Here is a 22,923-nt window from a genome sequence, read left to right as displayed (position 1 = left end):
ACCTCATTGCATTGAAGTAACTATTTTTTATACGTACTGATATGCAACACGTGTTAAGAATGCTACGTTTCCTGCTGTCGCGTTACCTGGGACATTGGCACGAAGAATAACTTCTGCATAATTTCCTTTTGCATTCGTTTTATTACCATCATTTTTAACACCTAAAATTTCATTTGCATTTGGAGAAAACGTACCATCAGTATTCGTTGAATTTCCTCCCGCCTGAATTGGATGAGTAGAATTACCTCCAATAGGTGTGCGACCAGTTTCAGCTGCCGATGCAACAGTCACCTCAACCCATTTATTTGTTACTAACTCACCCGTATTACCACCTGCACTATCTTTTGTCGTAATAGTACAGTTTGTCATAGTAGATAAATCTGTTGTTCCCGCAAAGTTATTCCAAATTAATACTCCAAAATCAGAGGAAGGTGTTCCTGCATCAATGGTCCCAATATTCCAAGACGGTACAGCTCCTGAGTTGTCTTGTTTTCTCCAATTCACTTGTGGTGCTGGCATATAAATGACCTCCTAATTTTTATTTACACTTTAATTATCGCTACATCTCTTTATAAAGTTGTGATGAATTATTTATTATTCTTCGAGAGCTAATTCAACTACCAACTCTACAGTAATATCCTTTACGCCCTTACCTACCTCTTTGATATTGATTCTAAAGTGATCATCACGATTAACAGCTAGTTGTGATGGTTTAAAAGAATATGGTGTAGAGGACGTACGATTAGATTTGCTCTTTCCATCAATAACAAGTTCATCAGCAAGAATGCTATGCCAAATAGGTCTTGTATCATATGAACTTTGACTGCATCTTTCAATGTCAATACACGTTTTTGATTCTCCCATTGTGCCGCACGTTACATACGCATCAATTAACTCTCCCTCATAAGGGAAGCGTAATTCTGTACGAACAATACCTACTTGTACAATAGATGGCACAACAAATACCATCACTTTATCGTCAAGCTTCCGTATACGCCTGTTATTGAGATGCGCTCTATTGTAAGCAATAAAATCCATAAATTTATCCTCCTTATAAATCGAGGTATGCACTTTCATTATAAGAACTTTCCATTAGAAATTAACAAAGGGATAGACTTAGCTATCCCCTCGTACTGTTGTCTTTAATAGTCTTCTAGTTGCAGGATCATATGAAAATTCCCTTGTAACCTGTTGAGATAGACTTCCAAGACCATCTGTATAATATACAGTCTCTGTTTTCAATTCACCCTTTACCATAGGTGCCTCGTTCTCATAATACGTAAACTCTCGAATAATAGTATGATCTCCCGTGATAATTTCACGAATAATTTGACCTCTTTCGTTATATTCATAATCTATATCTACACTAGAATTTCCACCGTACACCAATTCTAACTGGCGTTGTATTTCATCTAAACGTGCATCTAATGAAATATGAGGCTTATCACTCTCTCTGAATTGCCTAGCATCATATACTTCTTTTTGTAAGTCATAAAATTGCGTTCCACTAATAGTAGCTTGCCCCCTACTACAATATTGGTTTTTATAGACTTCTATGTACACCTCATCACCAATTTGTAGCTGTATAGAACGCTCTTCATTTTTTGAACCTACACCTAAATGGATGTGGTAATCATCCAACTCAATATAATCAACTCCGCTTAGTAAACGCCGGCCATTATAATACACTTTTAATAACCCTTTATTTGGTTCATAAGTATGACCAACTGGTAAAATAGGATTTGATGTACCATATGTTTTCACGAAATCCTGATCAACAAGGTGTAATATTTCATCCCAATCTTTTGTGATAGGACTATATCTATGGAGCTTCATTCTTGTTCCCATTTAGCCACCCCTTATTCGTTTCTTATTTCCAAGAAGAAGTGTGAAGGTCTCATCTGTTGTTTTATTTTTTCAGGGTCGGTTGTATCGACCCTAGCAATTCTCACCCAAAAATCCTTTGATTCTCCTTCATGTAACGTTCCTATACGTATTGTTGTATCTTCATATTGATTAGGAGAACCGTTGTTGTCTGTGGCAAGATCACACCATTCCCAGCCAAACTCTTTTTTATAAACAGCAATCTGAATTTCAATATTCTCTGCTACATTTCCCGAAGTATCGTTTAAGACAGTCAATTTTTGTTCAATTATGTCACTTTTCAGTGCTCCTAAATGTGTAGCTTTTGTTTCACTTAACTCTTGACCTTTCCATTTGACTTTTAAGTTTGTACCTCTTAAAAACAGATCTCCTCCGTACATTTCAGCGTATTCTTTTTGTTCATCTATTAAAACATACTCACCAGTCTCACCCTTATCGTAAACTCTGATTTTCCCCTTAAAAGGAATGGTAGGTAATTCAATATCTATACCTGAATATCCATCTGGTACTATTTGAGTAGTTACAACATTTCTTTCATAATCAATTAACTCAACTTTATAAAAGCTATTTAAATTACCAACACTAATATTGGTACCCTTACACAGGATAACCCTTTCTACAATAAGGGGTGTATACCCATCCCTTGGCGTACCTTTTAATACAACTCCAGCCATAGCTGGATCGATACAAATTGTTGAGTCAAATAGCTCCCACGCATTTCCTCGCTCTGCAAAAAAGGTCCACAGATTTTGTTTTTTTACTGTTCTCCAAATATTATAGGTATTCTCATAAATGCTATCTTCACTTTCCAAAAACTCAACTTTCTCAAGAGCATTCTTCCAAATAACAAGTCCACCTTCATCTCCCAAATATTTTGGTGTATAGTTCGAATGCACTTGTAGTAACAATTCATCTTCATTTTGAGGAAGAGAAAAAAGAGCATTTGTACTTCTATCAGTAGCGTTGTGTTTAAGTACTAATTGTTTATCAGAATCACTGTACGTATAAGAGTCAGTAGGGGATACGATCCAACGTGAATCAAGTGTTTCAAAATTATCGTCAAAAATAAGTCCAGTCTGAACCCTATGAATGCTCAATAGTAACTTCCTCCTATCGCGTCTTCTTGATATTCCAACCATTCCATGCAGGGAATGGTTTACCCATAATGAGCCATACTTTATCCTTTTCTTTTTCATCCCATGGCTTATCTGGTTCAGGTAATCCTATACCTGTATCATCTTCATCAATTACATTCATTTCATGCTGTCTTTCAATATTTAAATCCACTTCATTTTCTATAGAAATTATATTTGAATTCGAATGCATTCCCTCATCAATTTCATCAATAAATCCATAATTCCCTTTATTAATATTTAACAATCTCTCATCTTCTATAGACATTGTATTTGATATTAATTTTTTCGTTGTAGTTTCACTATCTATTGTGATATTTGAAGCAGAATTAATGTTTATCTGTTCTTCTTCATCCAGTATCATTATAGTTTCATTACTTGAACTTCCCTCTTCTTCTTGGAAAATCCTTATTTTCTTCTTATTTACCTGTTCTGTTTGCATTTCATCTTCTATTGTCATTTTTCTATTTTTACGTAATATTGTTTTATCAAATTGTTCTTGGATAACATCTAAGAATACATTACATTCTGCTAAGGTACTTTCTTCCACCTCTGTATCTACATGAATTCCCGAAATTCCCATTTCATTATTGTTTATAATTGAATCTGTTTCTTGACTATTACTCGCAAAATCATAGTGATTTATAGTAGTTTCGAAATTACTTTCTGAACCTGCAAACTCTATTTCTTCTAATGTTGTTTCTCTATCATTACCACTATTTACGAATTCAATTGTTGCAATATCCACTTCATTTGATGCATGGTGATCTGCTAAATTCGCATCTATAACTACAGTGTCTATAGTTGCACCCATTTCACCTTTAATAGTAGAATCAATAATTGACTCATAAGTATCCCCCAAACTCATAAGAGCCCCATCAGTAACTACAACTCCAATTTCATTTGTTTGATTACCTGAAACTGTATCTTCAATGGTAGCATCCTTTTCTTTCCCTACATTGGTTAGAACTTGATTGTTCATTTCAATATCAAATATGTTAAACAGATGAGCTAAATGTTTTTTTTCTACTGCAACGTGGATTTCACTTCCACTTAATGCGCTTTCTACATCTTGTATCATTGTTTCATATTCTTTATGAATAATTAATGGTTCTACCTCTTCTATTAACGTTTCATAAGTCTCTCCTACTATACCTTCTGATACATAATCCAATAAAATACCATTGTCTTTTTCAGCCATATTTGACATTGTATTTTCCTTATAGACAACACTATCAATTATCCCATCAGATTTTGCTGTACTTAGATTAATGAGGTAATTTTCCTCTTCACGAAGATTTTGAAATGCTCTATCGTCACTTTGCATATATACTTCTAGCGTATCTTCCAGATTCATATCTAGTAATTTATCGACGTGTAATTCTTCTTTGCGTTCAATTTGGTCTGCTATCTCACCATTTTGTACATACGTTTCTAGTGTTTTTTCAAGATTCATGCTTAGCGGTTTATCGACATGCAGTTCTTCTTCACGTTGTAATTGGTCTAATCTATCTATACTTTGCACATGCATTTCTAACGTTTCTTCCAGATTCATGCCTAACAATTTCTCTACTGTTGTTTCTTCTTCGCGTTTGATTTGTTCTGCTATCTCACCACTTTGCACATACGTTTCTAGTGTTTTCTCCAAATTCATACTTAGTGGTTTATCGACATGTAGTTCTTCTTCACATTGTAATTGATCCAATCTATCCATACTTTGCACATGCATTTCTAGCGTTTCTTCCAAATTCATGCCTAACAGTTTTTCTACAGCTGTTTCTTCTTCGTATTCAATTTGTTCTGCTATCTCACCACTTTGCGCATACGTTTCTAACGTTTTTTCAAAATTAGTGCTTAGTAGCTTCTCGACATGTAGTTCTTCTTCGTTCATTCGTTTTGCTTTATTAATATTTTGTACATACGTCTCTAGCGTTTCTTTTCTAATTTCATTTTGTTCTGCCATATTACCGCTTTGCACATACGTTTCTAATATCTTTTCATGCTTCGAACTAACTAACTTCTCAATATATACCTGTTCTTTATGATCAGTTTGATTCGCTCTACTACTATCTAATAAATACAAGTCTCTTGTATTATCTAGAACAGCATCAATTAGATATATTTCATTGAGCTCTTCTTCTCGTTCTGCAAGCGCTGCTGAATCGTTATTTTGAATATAGGTTTCAACTATATTTTCTAATTCCAATCCAATTAGATTATCAACATGAGCTTTTTCTTCTCTCTGTATATCATCTGCTATCATGTTGGTTGATACATCAGCATTCAATACCTTTTCACTTTTAGCATCTAAAAAATTCACTAAATTTATTTCTTCTTCTTGTTTCAATTGATTTACTACATTACTATCTTGAATATAAGATTCAAATATCTTTTCAAGTTTTGAATTGATTAGTGTGTCTTGCTGAATTTCCATGTTCTTTTCGGGTTTATTTACTACACTTTGTTCTTCTACATAAAGTTCTAAATTCTTCTCTATCTCCCCAAAATCTCCATAGTCATTCGAAATATCAACTACGATTTCTCTTTGATCACTTAAGGTAGTTGTTGAAATAAATGTGTCAAATTCTTTATCTAGATGATACTTAATTTCATTTTCTATAGTTATCTCATAATCAGCTACACTATTTTTAACAGAAATATTTTGTTCAATTTTTGTTTCATTTGTTTTTTTCTTTTCACTCTTTTTTACTACATGTGTAACCACTACATCTTCACATTGTTCCAACACACTTGAAGAAAAACCATCTATTTTAGCGTCCTTTAATAAAGAGTGAGTTTGCATTGTATTTAACTCGTTAAGTTCAACATCTATCATATCCTCATTGCTAAAGGCCTGTTCTGTAGCTATTAATTCCCCTTTAAAAGCAAAACGATTAGCACCATTCTCTAAATTATTCAAATGGCCATTTTGAATCTGGAATGTTTCACCGGAATTTATAACAACCTTTTCACCAACTTGGTAATTTCTATCTCCACTAAGTAGATTTAACTTTTCTGCTTCACGAATAAATTCTGTGCTATCCAATAAAGTAGTAACATTCGCTTGATAATGACTACTAAAATTACTATTTAATACTGAATCTTCAAATCCATACTTAAATGATTTGCTTTGTGTTTTTTCCATATCCAGTGACTCAGAACCAGAATGGTAAACCTGACCTAATTCGAATCCTGATAAATTATTTTGAACATTTTTATACTTATCTGCAATGATAAATTTCTCACTATTCTTCGTATACTGATAAGATTTACTATCTTCCATTCTATGAATTAGCTGTTTTACAGACTTGAAAGAGGTACTACCAATGTACTGACTAAAATCATTCAAAGTATAATTCACATTTGCCCTTGGTACTGTCATTGAATCTACTCTTCCGTCTGAAATATTCTTACCTGCACCTAAACCCTGAATAATTACATCATGTACGTTTCGTGTTTCATCTAATGAAGCTTTCTGATTCATTAATCTATAGACTTCACTCGCTTCACTTAATGTAGCTATATGAGACACACCCTCGTAAATTTTAGGTTCAATATACGCCTCATATACATCAAATGGGACTAATCCATATAAATGATAATTCCCTCTACTATCCTGAGAAACGTTTCCTTCTAATGCAATTAAAGATCCTGTTTCAGTATTTGCAACCTTACTTGATAACAGCTTATTTCCATTACTCATTTCATGCTTTTGCAGAAAACCTAAAATTCCTTTATAGGATTCACCTATATCTCCTAAATTCAGAACGCCTTGAATTGGTGTATCTTTTCCTTTTAATATTCCTTCATCAGGATAACTTGTAAAAATAACTTTAAAGTTCTCAATCTTATTGGGCTCTTTCCCAAATTCACTTAATTTGTTCCCCTTATCCAATTGGCTATAGAGAGCATTCAAAACCACTTTTAAAAAATTGGCTTTTGCTATTTCTACAACTTTCTCGCCATATTGTAAGGTTAGTAATCTTTCTTCCGTATTAATTTGCCCACTTTTAAATAATACATCTGCTAATTCTTTTACTTGATTATGACCAAAACTCGGTAATAACTCGAGTAGTTCTAAACTAATATTTTCTCCAATTAACTCTTTCAAAAAGCTGAAATCATATGAATTCCTTTCACTATAAACCCTCTTATTACTACTTTTATATTCAAATGGAGTTTCTGTATGAATCATCGACTTTTTACTAGATTTCAAGTCATATTTGTTTAGTTTCTTAACTAGATTTGTATTAATTTGACTAATAACTTCTCCAAAATAAGCGTAAAAATCCTTATTCTCTGTTATTTCTATTAAATCCCCTTGTCGTGCACTTTTATCCCCTCTAGTTAATGCTTCTCCTACCTCCGCTATATAAATAAGACTACCTTTTTCTAAATTTAAATTGGAGCCTTCAAATATAGTTTTGTAATCAGCTAATACAGAGTGCATCGCACCAGCCGCTCGTTTCACTTTTGTACCCATTTTCATATCATCTAAAGCTAACGCACTATACCTATTCCAAGGATCAAAAGCCAATGGGACAACATCTAGATTAGGTACATTTTGATGACGATTGAACCTGAATACATATCCCTTTTTATTATAAAAAAGGGTAGTGAAACTGAGTAAATAATGCTTACTGTTACTCATTTTCCACCACCCACCTTTCGACAAAGTAAGACTTGCACCGTAGTATTCGGTACAAGTCATGACTTAGTTGCGGTTATTATAAATTTTCTTTTAAGAAACCAAGTCCAATAGGAGCATATGGAGTCATGTTCGCTAAACGGAAAGGTGTTCTAGGTGTATCTGCTAAAGTGTAACGATATGTTTGGGCGTAATTATAAGAAACAATCACTTCTACGCGATCTTTTGGAGCATCACCCAAAATTAATCGTTTGGTAGAACCATCTACTGTAAATTTCCCAGCAGCTGGAGGTGTATCTGCTTTATATTCAACATAATTCGCTTTAGTTAACGTATTACATCCAGTTGAACTTACTAAGCGAACTTCAAATTCATCATCGATTGTAGGTCTATGGAATAAATGAAACTCTTTGATTGCTCCATCTCCTGTACCTACTTGCTCGTTTTCAGATCGTTCTTTTACTTCTAGTTCATCTAATTGTGAGATATTTTTTGGATGAATTGCATAAACTTCATCTAGTCTACCCACATAACCATCAGAAGGATGAACAATATACATTGGCGAAATGTGATATTTATTAGAATATACAGACGGATTAAAACGAGACTCATGGCTTGGATCTACGTCAGCATCATGAGTAATAAATGCTAAGTAATGTTTTTGATACATTGCCCCGCCAACAGTTCGCTGTACAAGTACAGAACTATTACCATTAGATGTATTTACACCATAGTCAACTACACTACGTCCTAATTTCATGCCCGCTTTATATTGAATCTCATCATCAGAACGAGCTCCACCAATAATTACATTATTCATTCGAGGAGTCTTACCAATTGTCGATAGACGTCCAATATATAATGGTGCAAAGAACGTACTTTCAGGATCCGGCGCAGGATCTAAACGGAAGTAAGAAACGATACGGTCCTTTGTAATATTTCCCCAATAATAAACTTGAGAATCTCGTCCCCATCCTAAACCGATATCATTTTGCGGAATAAACGATACGGCTGTTGGTAATGAAGGATAAACAAAGCGAACTGCATCATAAGCGGCCCCCATAAGTTCTGTTGGAACTTGCGGATTAAACTTATTTACTTCAATATCTCCATAACTACCGTTTGCATCTTTTACATATTCTAATTCATAGTCAGCGAATAATGCTAACGGCTCAGTTCCTCCTGAAAACGTTACTGTACCGGCCTCATGGTCCACAGTATAATCAGCGGAATCAAGGGGTACTGTTCCAGTTAATTTATCATAGAACTTATATGAATTCTCGCGGATACGTTGGTTCCCTTTCTTCATTTTAAAGCTAAATACTCCACCTTTTTTGTCTTCTAGCTCAGCCAAGTCAGGGCGTTCAGAACGTAAAATAAATCGAGTAGGGATAAATCCTTCAAACGTAAAGAACCATAAGCGTTTTACTAGATCTGGAGCATTATCTGTAAGCGAGTATGTAGAAAAAACCTTACCTACTTGACTATCATTGAATGTTACAGTCCCTTTCTCTCCATCTATTAAATACTTTGTTGTAGCTTGGTCAATCATTGAACCATCTTCACGATATAAAATTACACTAGAAGGAATAACTGGTTTAACCATAAATTCAAATACTGTCTTTGTTTTTTTGGCCCCACTAGGAGTTACATCCTTCATTTCACCTAAAAATGTATCTTTTGAAATTACAGGTTCCTCTCCAAGCTTTCTCACATTTCCACCATAACCTGTGGTGAATCCAAAGTAGCGATGTTGTTTATCGCTACCTTTCGATTCAAATAGAAAAGTTTCAGCAAAAGTTTTTCGGTATGAATCCTTCTTTCCATTTGCATCTGTTAAAGGCGATACCGCACGGTATTTCCCTAAAGTACTCCATCCTCCCGCATTAAACAACTTCTCTAAATCTAAAGGTAGAAGTTGCACGGACAAATCTACATCGAAAAATCCATCTGTATTAATTAATGACATATTGGTCACCCCTTCTATATTTATTAAGAAACCTCTATAGGTGTTGCAGTAATACCTACAGATTCGTTACCGGCTGAATCCACCGTAGTAATTTTGATCTCAGGTTTAAATCCTGTGTTTAATCCCATTAATCTGTAATAAGTTGTTCCAGTAATTCCAGTAGCATAGATCTTACCATCTAAGTAGATATTGACATGCTTTAAATCCTTATCTGTAGGAAGTTCAAATTCTACATCAATAGTCTGTGATATTGGACTTAATACTTTAGTAATCTTCACTTCTCCTGGAGGAGTTTTATCATTCTTAATGTCGTGAGGAACTTCATTTGGATTAAAGTCCTCAGAATAAATCCCCAAACCTACAGGACGGAAAGGTGTAACAGGTAGCTTCGTTAGAGGAGATACCGCACCTATACTATGTGGTTTATACATTTCATAAACTTTTTCCGGACAGTTTTGTTTTGCAACACGTAAGTTCGTTGCACTCATTCCTTGTGAGTTAAAACCAATTGCTTTATCTAAATACCCCCTCACACCCTCTTCAGGATGAACTACATAAATTCGAGAGGAGTGTACTTTATCTGAGTATCGGGAAGTATTAAATTGATATTTATAATTGTTAGTTTTTTCAACAGGATTATATGCTCTCGGATATTTCTTACCAATTTCATCTACTCTATTTGGTGGTAGCTGGTTCGAAGGTGCGTTCCATGAGAGATAGTGAGCCTGATAACGTGCACCAAATCTTGAACGGGAAACCATTACAGAATCTACACCATTTGAAGAATGATGTGGATACAATTTAAGTAAAGGATAAATTGTTTCGCCAACAGTTGCGCCAGGATCATCAAAATCAAATAAAGATACTACATCTTCATTCTTCACTCGTTTGCTAGCGTTGTTAGTCGATAGACGAGCAATTGTCGCACCTGTGTCCCAATAAGGTGCACGCATGAATGTTCCTAGTTGCGCACGTTCAACAGTTAAATAGTTACCTTTTTTCTCAATTAGTTTAACTACCTCTGTACCATTAATCGTTAACAACGCTGGTGCCTCAGGTAATTTCGTTGCATCATTGACATAAAGGATTGTATCTCCAGGCATAATTTTCCGCCAAGAAAATGTAGTTTCTTTTCTAGTTGAATCCACACGTTTTACAGGTGGAATAGTTCCTGAAAATAATGCATAGCCTTCATCTTTATCTCCATCTAAAGAATTTACTTTACCGAAATATAGCGGTATAGTCGGAACCAAATTCTTCTCCCAAACAGGGGCTGTATCAGCTTGAAGAACTAGGAAAAATGTTGTGCTATCAATATGACCTTTGACACGAACTTCTGAATCTGTCCACCAGTTCGTATGCCATAAAGGATCGTTTATATGCTCTAAAAATTCAGCGCGCAATGTAGTCTTAACAATTGGTGACTGCATTACACGAGGATCAGCTTTTTCAATTACCGCTTCTTGCATATCAGTATCCCAACGTGTTTCTAACACTTCAATATCTAGTGCTGAACGTATTACATGGAAAGGAGAAGCTGATAATAATTTTTCTTCATAAATTAAGTCTTCTGGATCGTAGTCTCTATCTTCTACATGGTAGTTTCCTTCAAAATACTCATACCACCACTTAGACCAGTCATCTCTATCCCTATCTCTGTCTTGCTCAAAGGATGTACCACCCATACCTGGCATAGTAACGATAGAAACAATACCATCTTCTTTAACAAGATTAGAGTTTGGTAACTTCTCTAACATATAGAAATACAAGTTTGTTCTTGTTGTATTATCTACATACTTTTGTTTAATCCATTCATCCCAAGTAGGCTTCATTTTAAAGTTAGGATCATTAGGATCGGTATCATCGTGAGGTCTACGAATAGGCTGTTTTTTTTCATACTTGTACTTAAGAGGGAATTGGCTAATTGTCGCAAAACCTAGCAATTTCCCATCTGCATTTCTAAAAATGGTATGTCTTGCAATTGCATAATTGACTTGATCCGTTCGGCGATTGTACGCCCTAGTATCTACCGCAGCTTTATAAAAGTTCCTCACTAACGTCCAACCGTTATCAATTAACATTTGTGCAAATACGTCCTGCAAGTTATCTTCTTCAAACTTAGAGGGATAATCCTGAGGAGTTGAATCAATATATGGCATCTCATCACCCACTTCATCATTTTATTTTAATAATAGGTTAATTAGTTTTATAAATAGTAATTCTTCTATATCATGTATATTATAGGTAGGTACCTTTCTTTCATAACATGTAAGTTGCATTACTACATTACGTTCACAGATACTTCAATACCTGCAGATTCATTACCTTTCATGTCTACAGAAACTAGTTTAATTTTTACACCATTTCCTTTTGTCACATTTTTAATAGTATATGATTCTACTTCAGTGACACCTGTTGCATACTTCATACCATTTACGAAGATGTTAACCGTTGAGAGCTCCATATCATTCGGATTTGTCCAAGTAAGTAATACAGTTCCTTCTTGTGGATTTGTAGCTTTTAGGTTAGAAACATTAACTAGAGTCTTATTCGCTGCTGGTTTCTTAGAAGTATTTAGTGCTTCTTTGTACAACCCTAATCCCATTGGTCGAAATTGTGTGGATGGTCGCTTCGTTAGTGGTGAAATTGCACTAACTGGGACACACTGATATACATCAAAAACCTTTTCTGGACAACTCTCTTGACGAATTCTTAATTCACTAGATCCCATATTAATTGAATTAAATCCTACAGAGTTCTTTAAATATCCTCTTACTCCTTCTTCTGGATGAATCAGATAAATAAATGAAGTTTGTACTTTATCCGAATAACGTGAAGGATTGAATTGATAATTATTAATTCGTTCCCATGCTCGTGGGTATTGTTTATTACCTACTTCAGATACACGCTTAGGAGGCATATCTTGTGCAGGTGCATTCCAAGACAAGTAATAACTTTGATAACGAGAACCTAATTTAGTACGACTCACCATTACAGAGTCAACACCATTAGATGGATTAGAAGGATATTTTTTCAGGACAGGCATAATTTGACGCCCACCTTTAATCTTAATATCATCAAAGTTATAAGCAGCAACGCCATTTGTATCAGTACCTTTTGGAACAGTTCCTGCGAATAATGCGATAGCAGGATCACCTTCATCTATTGCTTCAATATCGCCAAAGTAAATCGGTACAATAGGTACGACATTATTTTCCCACATTGGTGTATTATCCGTTTGGATAATTAAGAAAAGACTATTACTGTCAATATGTCCTTTAATATTAATTTCCGAATCAACCCACCAATTTGTATGCATATAAGGGTAATCAATATTTTCAAGTAATGGTGAACGTAGAGATGACTCTACAATAGGCGACTGCATCACAACAGGATTCGCTTGTTTTACAAATTCTGAACCAGCACTTGTAGACTTAAAATCAATTTGTGTAACTTCAATATCTAAAGCCATTTGAAGTCGTTTTTCATCTGCACTAGATCCCGTTCCCCATGGGGTAAATAATTTATCTCCCTCTTTTACATCTGGTAATTTTTCCAACATATAAAAATAAAGAGATGTATTTACTTTTCTTTTTTCAAATTCTTTGGCCATATAGTTAATAAGGGCCTCTTTTTCAGTAGCTGTTGATTTAAAAGCATTGTAATATGGAATCCCTTTATCATGAGCAGTAAACTCCTTCCAATCTGCAACTACAGCAAAACCAAACAAATCACCTCGTGCATTACGTAGAATAATATGATTGGCAACTGTAAATTTTTCATCATGCCTTCCTTCTAAAGGATGATCTGTAACATAATAAGACCCTGTTACAGCTTTTTTAAACTCTACTACTTTGGTCCAACCGTGTTTAATCAGTAAATCCATAAAACCGTGTTGTAAGTTACCTTCACGAACCTTATAAGGGGAAAGTGCAGGTGTGCTATCAATATACGGCATTTCTACACCTCTCTTTCTATTAATTAAGGACGAGATTTTACCCGCCCTTATTCTGCAACTTAGTTATCGTTATGAGTAGGTAATAAGTTGCAACTAATTACTTAAATTCATTATAAGTAGTCTTTTTATTCTGTTAACAACACTCATGTCTAATTAAGAATTTTAGCTTTTAGTTTTACATCCGAAGGTACACTACTTCCACAATAAAGGGTATAACTCCACCTGCTTCCTTTATCTTGACCATCATTCATTACTACTCTTAATTCCCCATCATCAGGTTTATAATAAAAACCAAACGGACTTCCTTCTTTTTCCATTTTACGTGAAGTATCATAAATTAATTCATTATTAACAAATACTCGCATCCTATCTGGTGCAGAGAAGAAATCATATTCCACATAGCAGATGCCCTCTTCACTTACAGCATGAATATATTCCCCATATCCCATGCCACCCTGTGCCGTTTGTCCGCATTTTAGTACATTTTTACCTGGTTTCTCACCTTCGCCTTCTGGCTTTCCACCTTCACCTTCTGGTTTTCCGCCTTCGCCTTCTGGTTTTCCACCTTCACCTTCACCTTCTGGTTTTCCGCCTCCGCCTTCGCCTTCTGGTTTTCCGCCTTCGCCTTCTGGTTTTCCACCTCCGCCTTCTGGTTTTTCAGGGGGAATATTTTTTGAGATAAATTCAATATTCACTATTTTTTCGCAAACTCCAAAACCATAATCAACGATAAATTTAATTGAATATACTCCTGGTGAACTACTAGTAAAAGTGTAATTTCCTGTCTGCATGACTTTAGGAGGGGTTTGAACAAGTACACCTATATTAGAAGCTGAACTATTTTGTCCATGATCTAAATGAAGAACAATTGAATCTCCTACATGTGATTTTAAAGAAGGACCAGTAATGTTTAATTCACAAATAAATTCGCCAATAATAGTCCCCTCAGTTATACATTCTTGTCCATCGTTATACGTTACAATAAATGTAATTTTATATACGCCCTTATTAATAACTTTAAATGTTCCATTCCCAAGACTCTTTAAACCATTCTTATCATAGTTCGTATCAATGCGTAGAATACCAGATTTATTTGTGTGTACAAGCGAGAATGTAACAACCTCTCCTACTACCTTATTAAATCGTGATGTAATTAAATTTAAACCACAGCTACTAATTGGGATATCATTAATAATCTGTATTTTTGAAGGCCTTGAAATTGGTTCTAATACAGGAGTCTCTATTCTTTTAAAACAACCCGCATCTTTTAACATACCTATACCTGCCATTCTAAAATGGGTAGAAGGCCTTTTAGTAAAAGCTGATTCCCCCTCTACAATCGTCACGTAATATTCATCATTATATTCTGATTTTTTGTTATCCTTGCCCGCATCATCAGAATCATGACCATCTTTTTCTGGAGGAATGCTAGGCACCAAGTTGTCCCATTGAAAAGGAACCCTTAAATGCATTTCTTTTCCTAACCCTGTAATTACTTTTATCCAGACTTCATAAATGCCTTCTTTAGACATATTTATAAAGTCGTACATAGGTGTACCATCACCTAGGTCTTTTTGCGTAAAAGCAATTCCTTTAACTCTCCTTAATTCATGGTTTACTTCATCATCCTCTAAAGCAATTACTGCCCCAGCTTCTCCAATTTTATAGGGTTCCTCTATTAAAAGCTGATCTTTTTCTCTTAAAAATCTGATATATGCTGTTACTTCAACGATTTCAGTATCTTTTAGGAAGTAAACATCAAGATAAGATACGCCATGCTTGTTAATATCTATAGTAAGTGGCCCATGAGTATGATATGTAATTACGTCATCTACGTCTTTAAAAATGTACCTCGATGGTAAATGCCTCCATCTAATTGAATGTATAATTGGTAGTGAATCTGTTCCTTTAAACCCTTTATTTTGCGGTACTGATAAATTAGGAACGGGAGTTAATGCCATATCAAAATCACCTCTACGCTTTTATAATTTCCACGGTAAATCCTTGTAACTCTAAGTCTCTTTTGAAATATTCCATAAGATATAACTTACTAGATTTATTGATTGTTGAAGGATTTGCTCCGCTCTTTGTAATTAATTTAGGTGGAATCCCCTTAATCTCTCCTCTAAATCTTATTCCAGTTTGAACATTCAAAATATTATCTAGAGATTTTACAAGAGATTCATTATTACCGCTTACTCTGACTTTATGTTGAATATCACCTTCATTATCAACAAAGGCAAAATCTTCTCCTCTTTTTATCTTAAGAATCATTATATTTTACCTCCTACATTTTTGGATCAATACCCATCACTTTTAATTTATTAACTATAAAATCGTGTTTATCTTTAAAATTGTTAGCTAAAAACTGTCTATTAATGATATACATCATAAAGGCCTCAGCAAAATCTTCGGCCGGACTAAAACATCCATAATCTGATACCGGAGCCAGTTTTCCATTATCTAGCGCTGTACCCGGCGAGCTTTTCGTTAGTTCATTAAATGAACCATCAATATTCTCGCTCCACCCACTAATATCTAACCATTCTTGCATTTCATGTAGTTTTTCACCTAATATGTCATATCCATAATTAGATAATGCATGACCCATCTCATGTACAGCTACTTCTGCGGCAACATAAGGTATATAATTATCATTAGTCATATCCGGTAAATAATATGCTTTATATTCTCCATCAACAACATGACTGCCAAAACCCATGTTAGGTTTTATATAGTCATATGGTCGATGTGCCTTGGCAGCTGAAATATTATAAAGCAGTACCTGAGGTTCAAAGTTAACTAGAGAACGAAAAGAAGATAAAATATTTTCCTTTTTCCCATTACTATGCATTGCTGTAGCAAAACTATCCATTACCCAAGCTCCAACAAGACCTGTATCATCTTCGTTTTCAATAAATACATTATTAAAGTCAATCCAATCATATATAACACTTGGTACTTTCTTAATTAAAGGAAGCATTTTATCTAAAATATCGCCCTTTAAAAACCCCTCTGAACCTGGGAAAAATAAGACAGGTTTATTGAGTTTAGCCGACATAAATACTGAGGCTTTTTGCAATTCATTTAAACAAGGTAAATTTGCCTTTCCCCACTCGTTAAAATCTAGCCATTTATCTTGTAAACTATAACCTTCATCTTTAATATCTTTTAAAGTTTTCCATAAAAATTTATGAAAATCTTCAATTTTTATTTTAGAGTTATCCAAATGATACTGACTTTGAGGCTCCTGTAAATAATCTAACCAATCATTTCGCCCCTCCCAGAACGATTTGCTTAATTCCTTTCCAATACCATCTGTGCTGTTAGCCAAATAATCTTGCGTAATAACAGAGGGATTCCAATAAGTATCATCTACTGCTTGTGCCTTTACTGATCCATCGCAATAATAAGAAAATTTATTACCTTTATCAGAATTGGAATTAGAATTATTGGTTGAATCTCCTAAATTCACATGAAGATTATTCAGTTTGCTTGTACTCTTAGCAATTCCCCACTCTAATTTAGTAGATTCTTTAGGTACCTCAGGTTGATATTGAGATTCATTACATTCTTCACACCAATAAGGGAACACTAATTTCTCACCTTCAGAAACATTAATAACGGGCAAAAGTACGATATTAGGAATATACCCTAATACACCATCTTCAGGATGCATGACTGTTGCGCGAGATGTATGAATCTTATTACTATACCTAGATGCATGAAAATCGTATTGATAGTAACCATATCTTAAATAATTCCATGCCCTTGGGTACTTACGAACATATTCTTCCTCTTTCTCGGTTCCTTGTGCATTTTTGACCAGTCTTAATTCTTCACGAGTAGGTGGCATTAGATTAGGTGGCACGTTCCAACGTAAAAAATGTTCTTGATAACGTGCTCCATATTTTGTTTTTTTGATCATAACGGAATCTATTCCGTTTGATGGATGGTTTACATAATTTCTTGTGATAGGTTGTAAAATTTCAGTTTTAGTCTCTATACTATCGAAATCAAAAAATTCTCCTACTTGCCTACCTCCAAGCATAGCGATTGGTGTTTCATTTTTCGAAGATGTATTTTTAGATACTAGATTTCCAAAGAAAAAGGGAATTAAAGTCACCATATTATTTTCCCAGCTAGGAGCTGAATCTACTTTTAATGTAAAAAATGCACTTGTCTCATCAAATACACCTTTTAGCTGAATTAAAGAGTCCCCCCACCAATTAGTATTAGTTCGATAATTCAACTTCCCTATGGAGGCAACTAGATCACCTGTATCTCCTTTTAATTGCATGGTAATAATTGGTGATTGTTTCATACTTTCATAGTATTCATCCTCACCGTAGTACTCTATATCCATGCTATCCCTAAATATATCTAAACCATGATTTTCACTCATGATAGTAACTGGAGCAAGTTCACCACTAGGTGATACATAATGCGTATATCCAGCATATGTGTCTAGTGTGTATGAATAAACAGTTGTATAGTCTACAGATTTTCTATAAAAATTAGAAATCCATTCTAAGAAACCTTCTTTTTCTCTAGGAATATCTTTAGTGTTAATTTTTACAGCCCCTGTTGACTGTGCGAATGCTAAATACTCATTATCCCACCTACGCATAATCATATGCCGAGTGATGCATAACATACCTTCTCGAGATTCAAAAGGAGGTAGATATCCCTCTTCTCCTTTTACAAATAACCCTTTTTCAAAAGTAATTTTATATAGATCTACTTTTGGAACTTGATTGTTAAAATTTTGCCACCAGTAATTACCTGATTTATCTTTAAATCTTCTAAATACTTTATCAAACATATCATCTAAAAAATTATCTTGTCTTAATGTTTCCTCTACCCAAGGCATTTATATCCACCTCTCTTATTTGTTGGGATTATCCCTTAAACATTGAAAGTTTATCCAAACATATTTCGATTGCCCACCTTTATTATCAAAGCGGAATGTAATTGGGGTACCTGCTTTTACTGTTTTCACAGCCATTAAATAAGCACCTTCTGGTAAATCCTTCGTATAAATTTCATCAAATACGTAGTTATTTTTATGATCGTCTCCAATAAACAAACTCCAATTATCAAAGGAATGATATCTAGATGCTCCTACAGCTACGGAGACCAGCTCAATATCAAAATCAGGAATAAATTGAATATCAAAGTGCCCTAAAGTACCTAGTACCTCTAAAATTTTCCCCTTTATATAAGGAACTGTTTTTGTAGGCATAAATGGATAATCTAAACGTCCACCACCCAATCTACCTACTCTATCTATTTCCCCTCCAACTACTACATTTGCCCCAAAACTCATGTAGGACCTCCTCTCTAAATTTCATCTGTTATCTTTGGTCCGAGTTCCACATTAACATCTACAGGAGACGATGGATTATATCCATCAGACCAACCATCTGGAGAGATTTCAATTTCTTCATTAGATGCATATCCTATTTCTGCATAGTCTACATAATCCTCTACTATCACTTCTTCATAATTACTATATTTACCGTTATAAAAATCAGATGGATTTTCATATTTAGACGGCATAGAACCTTCTTCGATTTCGTCCTCACTCCAGCCCCATTCCGAGTCAAAATAAGTGAGTTTAACCTTTTTAAAATTACCGTAATCATTTTCCCTTATAATCTTTGCAACAACTTCTTGGGATTTACCAAACCACTCTGTTTTTATAGAAACTTCTGTAATCATAATATTGTTGATGTACTCATAATCTTGAATTTCATCAGATACAGATGGATTGAGCCCACGGACTAAAGAAATTTTATCTAATGCACCATTTCGATAAATAATTCGGATCTCATTAATTACATGATTAGCTATTGAATTTTCTGTTTCCCTTATGACTTCAAATGAATCTACTTGCCATTGAGAAGAATTCAATGTTGTTACACCATTGTCGTTATCATTATTGAATAGCGGACTAGTAAAATGGTGTCTTGTTCCCTTTCCTTGATTAACTTTTCTATTGATCATATCAAGTATTGGATATACATCATTTACGTTCATATGACTCTTTTGCGCCATTTTCCCACCTCGCTTTCCATAGCATTATAAGAAAAAACAAGGAGATTCCTAACGTTCTGTAGGAATCTCCTTGTTTTTTTAGCTATAATAATTCTCTTTGTCATGCCAAGTAAATTCTAGGAAATTTAACATACCTTCCTTATTTCCAACAAGTCGGTTCCCTTTTATGACATAATACCCTGCATTAGAAGTATTACTATCATAAACATAACAACCATCTAATAACTCTATCATTGGATTTCCTTTAACAACGGCATTAAAAGTACGGGCTTGTCTTTTCATATCAAAAAATAATTTGTTCGAGATATCCTCTTTGGTTCCTCTTGCATTTGAACCAAATCGCTCATCAATCCAATCAGCAACAATCTTAGCCGTTCTCATATTACCCTTTGTAGATATAAGAAGATCTTTATCTACAAAATGCTCAATTTGCCCACCATTACCAACAATAATAAGATGATTACGTATACGAGAATGGTCAATAGAAGTGGAAAGAGAATATAAATTCTCACCATCTATAAATGACCATTTTGCCTCACTTGCATTAATTTTACGGATATTTTCCAATCTAAATGTTCCATAACGATCACAGTAAGAGCGATACATAATATCTCCAATCACTTCATGAACCGCATCAGATGCTCTTGTACCTTCTAAAAAATCTATCGCCTGTACATAAGGATTTTTATAACCTTGTGCATCTTGTACAGTTGCTATATCTTTTTCGACATATTGTTGACTTTTAGTATCCCAGACGACTGCCTTTTTCCCACCTCTATCGATATCAATATAATACGTTTCTTCAATAATCGCATCAGCATATCTCAAATCATCTTCATGGATTCTCCATCCAATCATTCCTGCCTCATTTACGATATTATGAATAATAGATGATTTAACCCACATGGTTACTGGTTGTTTTTCATCACCATGTATCTCGTCTCTTCGAGGAAAAGTTAGAACCCTATCAAAAACATGTTCTTCTAACATATCGTACATATCTACACAATTAATAGTAATTGTTTTTTCATCAGAATTTTGCTCAATCTCTCCTCTTATACGTCCTGTAAAAACCCTTACTAGGTTTTCACCATAGCCTGCATAAACACGTACTGGGGTAGCTTCACTTAACACATGTCTGATTGCACCATTCTCATAATATGACATCTCTGCTTCTCTTAAATTCTCAGGGAAGATATTGGCTCGTTCATATGTAGGAGAATAAATACCATGTTTATTGTCTAAAGTAATTCTTGCAGTTGCGACTCTGGCGTCAAAATGGCTATTTATCTCCCATTGTAATACATCTTGGTCTACTGTAAAGGTTTTATCGTATACAAATGCCCCTGTATCAACCCATACATCACGTTTACGAGCCTTAATTCTTTCATCAACATATTGTGCACCGTATTGAGTTTCAATTTCCACTACCTTAAAGCATTTTAATCCAAATACAGCCTCACCACTTACATTATTTAAGGAGAAATCTAATATATGTGAATTGGTCCCTTGTATATCACTTGCAACCCATTTTGCATAAACTGGAGGTTCATATGTAGGTTGTGTTGTATTGTTCTCTTTTGTATATCGTTTTACAATCATTCCGTCATATGTAACCGTTACGGAATCTCCTTCTTTAAGATCTGCATAGAAAGCATATTCATAAAATCCGTCTGAAGAGAAGTTATGTTTATATCCAAAATCTTCAACTGCTCCTTTGGCAATATTCTCATTAAAACCTAAATACTTTTCACCTGTTGACCAAGCTGTAAAATGGGTTATGTTCTCTTGTCCATGCCAATTCCCATCCAGATTTGCATCCTTATCAAAGCACTTATTAAACTTAATATTTTGGGTAATGGTCATTTGGGGTGGTGGTTGACTAACACCACTTCCATTTCCTGTACTATTATCATTTCCGCCCGTATTACCGCCTCCATTATTACCTTTACCGCTTGGTGCTACTCCTAATTTTTGAGCACCTGTTAAAACAGGATATGGATCAATATGATTATTTCCACCATAAATCCATTCACCTTTCCAAATTTCAAAGTGTAAATGGGCGCCATAAGATTGACCTGTATTTCCGACTTTCCCTAAACGTGTTCCTGGAGTAACTAAATCACCTTTTCGAACCTGTAAAGAATTATTTTGCATGTGGGCATAAACTGTCATATATCCATTATCATGTTGAATCATTACACAATTACCATAAGATGTACTTTTATAAGCCTTATGTACATGTCCAGCCCAAGCCGCTACTACCCACATACCATTAATTTTACCTTGGGATGTATGTATAATATCAGTACCCTTATGCCCTGAACGTGCACCCCCACCCTTATGTTTCATATGGTGTGAAGATACTTTCGCACCATTTCCAAATGAAATTCCTTCAACAGGAAAAGTAGCACCGGATAACGCACTAGAGCTTGCATTATGAACTTCTTTCCTTTGTTCCTCAATTGTATAAGTCTCAGCTTTCTCACAACCACAGTCTTCTTCCTTCTTGGAAACATTTAGATTTGTAGAATGCTTTGGAAACAGATTTTTATTAATAATAGAACCAGATTCTTTACAATGCCATTTTTTTTGCCTAGATTCACCAATAATTCTATCAAAATAGCTTTTCACAAGTTTTTTCCAGTTAGGTCCATCTGCTGACCATTTCCACTTTTTATATCCTTTATCTCCACCTTCATGGAAATAATCAACATCACTAGCATCCATATATCCATTGGAAATTTTTGCGTATCTGCTCCTCATTGCTTCGGAAAAACGTTTTGCAGCATACTTCGCTTGGGTATCTATCCCTTTATATTGAGGATCGCATGAACCCGGGCAACCATATCCTACTATATAACTTCCTTTTTCAGGTTTCCCTTGTCCCAATGTTCCAAATCCTGTTTCATGTTTCGCTACAGCTAATAGAAAGAAATAAGCAACATTGGGACACTTATAATGTTTTACCCATTTATTTAAGGCACATTTAATATACTCAAACCTATCCCCTGACTCTCCACCTTTTGTAACAGAACTTGGCTCAGCACCTGCTACTGGTGTTGTTAAAGTCGCCTCTGCTGCCTGATGCACAATAGATGCTTCTCGAATTCTGTCCCAAACTTCAAACTTATTTTTCATTCCTGGTACATAGGCCATTTTATCAAATTCAATAATCACCCTAGGTTCATGACCTAAAGCATTAACTTTTCTCATTACGTCATTTAACAACTGAGGCGCAGGAGTTCTATGATCAAATACGTTCGGCATA

The 22,923-nt window shown here is 34.7% G+C and carries 14 protein-coding genes; all 14 read right to left on the bottom strand.

Translation table 11 applies throughout. From position 1 onward, the window contains the following. Positions 1-27: 27 nt before the first annotated feature. The 14 genes from MR112_RS02745 to MR112_RS02680 all read right to left on the bottom strand — a co-directional run bounded on the left by MR112_RS02745 (position 28) and on the right by MR112_RS02680 (position 22,922). The gene (locus MR112_RS02745) at positions 28-519 is read right to left on the bottom strand and encodes a hypothetical protein (protein WP_001111326.1); all 492 of its coding nucleotides are present in this window, start codon (positions 517-519) and stop codon (positions 28-30) included. 75 nt (positions 520-594) lie between these two features. Further along, entirely contained in the window at positions 595-1,038 is a 444-nt protein-coding gene (locus MR112_RS02740; protein ID WP_000345536.1) for a hypothetical protein, read from the bottom strand. A gap of 78 nt (positions 1,039-1,116) precedes the next feature. Further along, the gene (locus MR112_RS02735; protein WP_000537240.1) at positions 1,117-1,848 is read right to left on the bottom strand and encodes a hypothetical protein; all 732 of its coding nucleotides are present in this window, start codon (positions 1,846-1,848) and stop codon (positions 1,117-1,119) included. A gap of 11 nt (positions 1,849-1,859) precedes the next feature. After that, positions 1,860-2,981: a hypothetical protein gene (locus MR112_RS02730; RefSeq protein ID WP_242244759.1), complete on the bottom strand. Its 1,122-nt coding sequence runs from the start codon at positions 2,979-2,981 to the stop codon at positions 1,860-1,862. A gap of 13 nt (positions 2,982-2,994) precedes the next feature. Then, complete coding sequence (locus MR112_RS02725; RefSeq protein ID WP_242244758.1) at positions 2,995-7,668, bottom strand: hypothetical protein; 4,674 nt, start codon at positions 7,666-7,668, stop codon at positions 2,995-2,997. Positions 7,669-7,744: 76 nt separating this feature from the next. Beyond that, a complete protein-coding gene (locus MR112_RS02720) occupies positions 7,745-9,634 on the bottom strand; it encodes a hypothetical protein (protein WP_242244757.1) in 1,890 nt (629 codons plus the stop codon). A 23-nt stretch (positions 9,635-9,657) separates the two neighbouring features. Beyond that, on the bottom strand, positions 9,658-11,793 hold the full coding sequence (locus MR112_RS02715) for a hypothetical protein (protein ID WP_001146342.1): 2,136 nt from the start codon (positions 11,791-11,793) through the stop codon (positions 9,658-9,660). A gap of 122 nt (positions 11,794-11,915) precedes the next feature. Then, the gene (locus MR112_RS02710; protein ID WP_001146340.1) at positions 11,916-13,592 is read right to left on the bottom strand and encodes a hypothetical protein; all 1,677 of its coding nucleotides are present in this window, start codon (positions 13,590-13,592) and stop codon (positions 11,916-11,918) included. Between the two features lie 149 nt (positions 13,593-13,741). Then, positions 13,742-15,553 (bottom strand): hypothetical protein, encoded by a 1,812-nt coding sequence (locus MR112_RS02705; RefSeq protein WP_242244756.1) that lies wholly within the window; start codon positions 15,551-15,553, stop codon positions 13,742-13,744. A 13-nt stretch (positions 15,554-15,566) separates the two neighbouring features. Beyond that, positions 15,567-15,866 (bottom strand): hypothetical protein, encoded by a 300-nt coding sequence (locus MR112_RS02700; protein WP_000601028.1) that lies wholly within the window; start codon positions 15,864-15,866, stop codon positions 15,567-15,569. 13 nt (positions 15,867-15,879) lie between these two features. After that, positions 15,880-18,465: a hypothetical protein gene (locus MR112_RS02695; protein ID WP_242244755.1), complete on the bottom strand. Its 2,586-nt coding sequence runs from the start codon at positions 18,463-18,465 to the stop codon at positions 15,880-15,882. A gap of 15 nt (positions 18,466-18,480) precedes the next feature. Beyond that, the gene (locus MR112_RS02690; protein WP_000007798.1) at positions 18,481-18,921 is read right to left on the bottom strand and encodes a hypothetical protein; all 441 of its coding nucleotides are present in this window, start codon (positions 18,919-18,921) and stop codon (positions 18,481-18,483) included. A gap of 14 nt (positions 18,922-18,935) precedes the next feature. After that, positions 18,936-19,652, bottom strand: coding sequence for a hypothetical protein (locus MR112_RS02685; RefSeq protein WP_242244754.1), 717 nt, complete (start codon positions 19,650-19,652; stop codon positions 18,936-18,938). A 78-nt stretch (positions 19,653-19,730) separates the two neighbouring features. Next, positions 19,731-22,922: a M23 family metallopeptidase gene (locus MR112_RS02680; protein ID WP_242244753.1), complete on the bottom strand. Its 3,192-nt coding sequence runs from the start codon at positions 22,920-22,922 to the stop codon at positions 19,731-19,733. Between the last annotated feature and the right edge of the window lies 1 nt (position 22,923).

This window comes from Bacillus cereus group sp. BfR-BA-01330, from assembly GCF_022663885.1.
Taxonomy (GTDB): domain Bacteria; phylum Bacillota; class Bacilli; order Bacillales; family Bacillaceae_G; genus Bacillus_A; species Bacillus_A cereus.
Note: the sequence above shows the minus strand (reverse complement) of the source record. Positions and strands in the feature narration are given on the sequence as shown.

Coding starts and splice junctions, on each gene's coding strand:
- MR112_RS02745 (WP_001111326.1), bottom strand. CDS start 519: ATGCCAGCACCACAAGTGAATTGGAGAAAACAAGACAACTCAGGAGCT.
- MR112_RS02710 (WP_001146340.1), bottom strand. CDS start 13,592: ATGCCGTATATTGATAGCACACCTGCACTTTCCCCTTATAAGGTTCGT.
- MR112_RS02700 (WP_000601028.1), bottom strand. CDS start 15,866: ATGATTCTTAAGATAAAAAGAGGAGAAGATTTTGCCTTTGTTGATAAT.
- MR112_RS02740 (WP_000345536.1), bottom strand. CDS start 1,038: ATGGATTTTATTGCTTACAATAGAGCGCATCTCAATAACAGGCGTATA.
- MR112_RS02705 (WP_242244756.1), bottom strand. CDS start 15,553: ATGGCATTAACTCCCGTTCCTAATTTATCAGTACCGCAAAATAAAGGG.
- MR112_RS02720 (WP_242244757.1), bottom strand. CDS start 9,634: ATGTCATTAATTAATACAGATGGATTTTTCGATGTAGATTTGTCCGTG.
- MR112_RS02685 (WP_242244754.1), bottom strand. CDS start 19,652: ATGGCGCAAAAGAGTCATATGAACGTAAATGATGTATATCCAATACTT.
- MR112_RS02680 (WP_242244753.1), bottom strand. CDS start 22,922: ATGCCGAACGTATTTGATCATAGAACTCCTGCGCCTCAGTTGTTAAAT.
- MR112_RS02735 (WP_000537240.1), bottom strand. CDS start 1,848: ATGGGAACAAGAATGAAGCTCCATAGATATAGTCCTATCACAAAAGAT.
- MR112_RS02725 (WP_242244758.1), bottom strand. CDS start 7,668: ATGAGTAACAGTAAGCATTATTTACTCAGTTTCACTACCCTTTTTTAT.
- MR112_RS02715 (WP_001146342.1), bottom strand. CDS start 11,793: ATGCCATATATTGATTCAACTCCTCAGGATTATCCCTCTAAGTTTGAA.
- MR112_RS02690 (WP_000007798.1), bottom strand. CDS start 18,921: ATGAGTTTTGGGGCAAATGTAGTAGTTGGAGGGGAAATAGATAGAGTA.
- MR112_RS02695 (WP_242244755.1), bottom strand. CDS start 18,465: ATGCCTTGGGTAGAGGAAACATTAAGACAAGATAATTTTTTAGATGAT.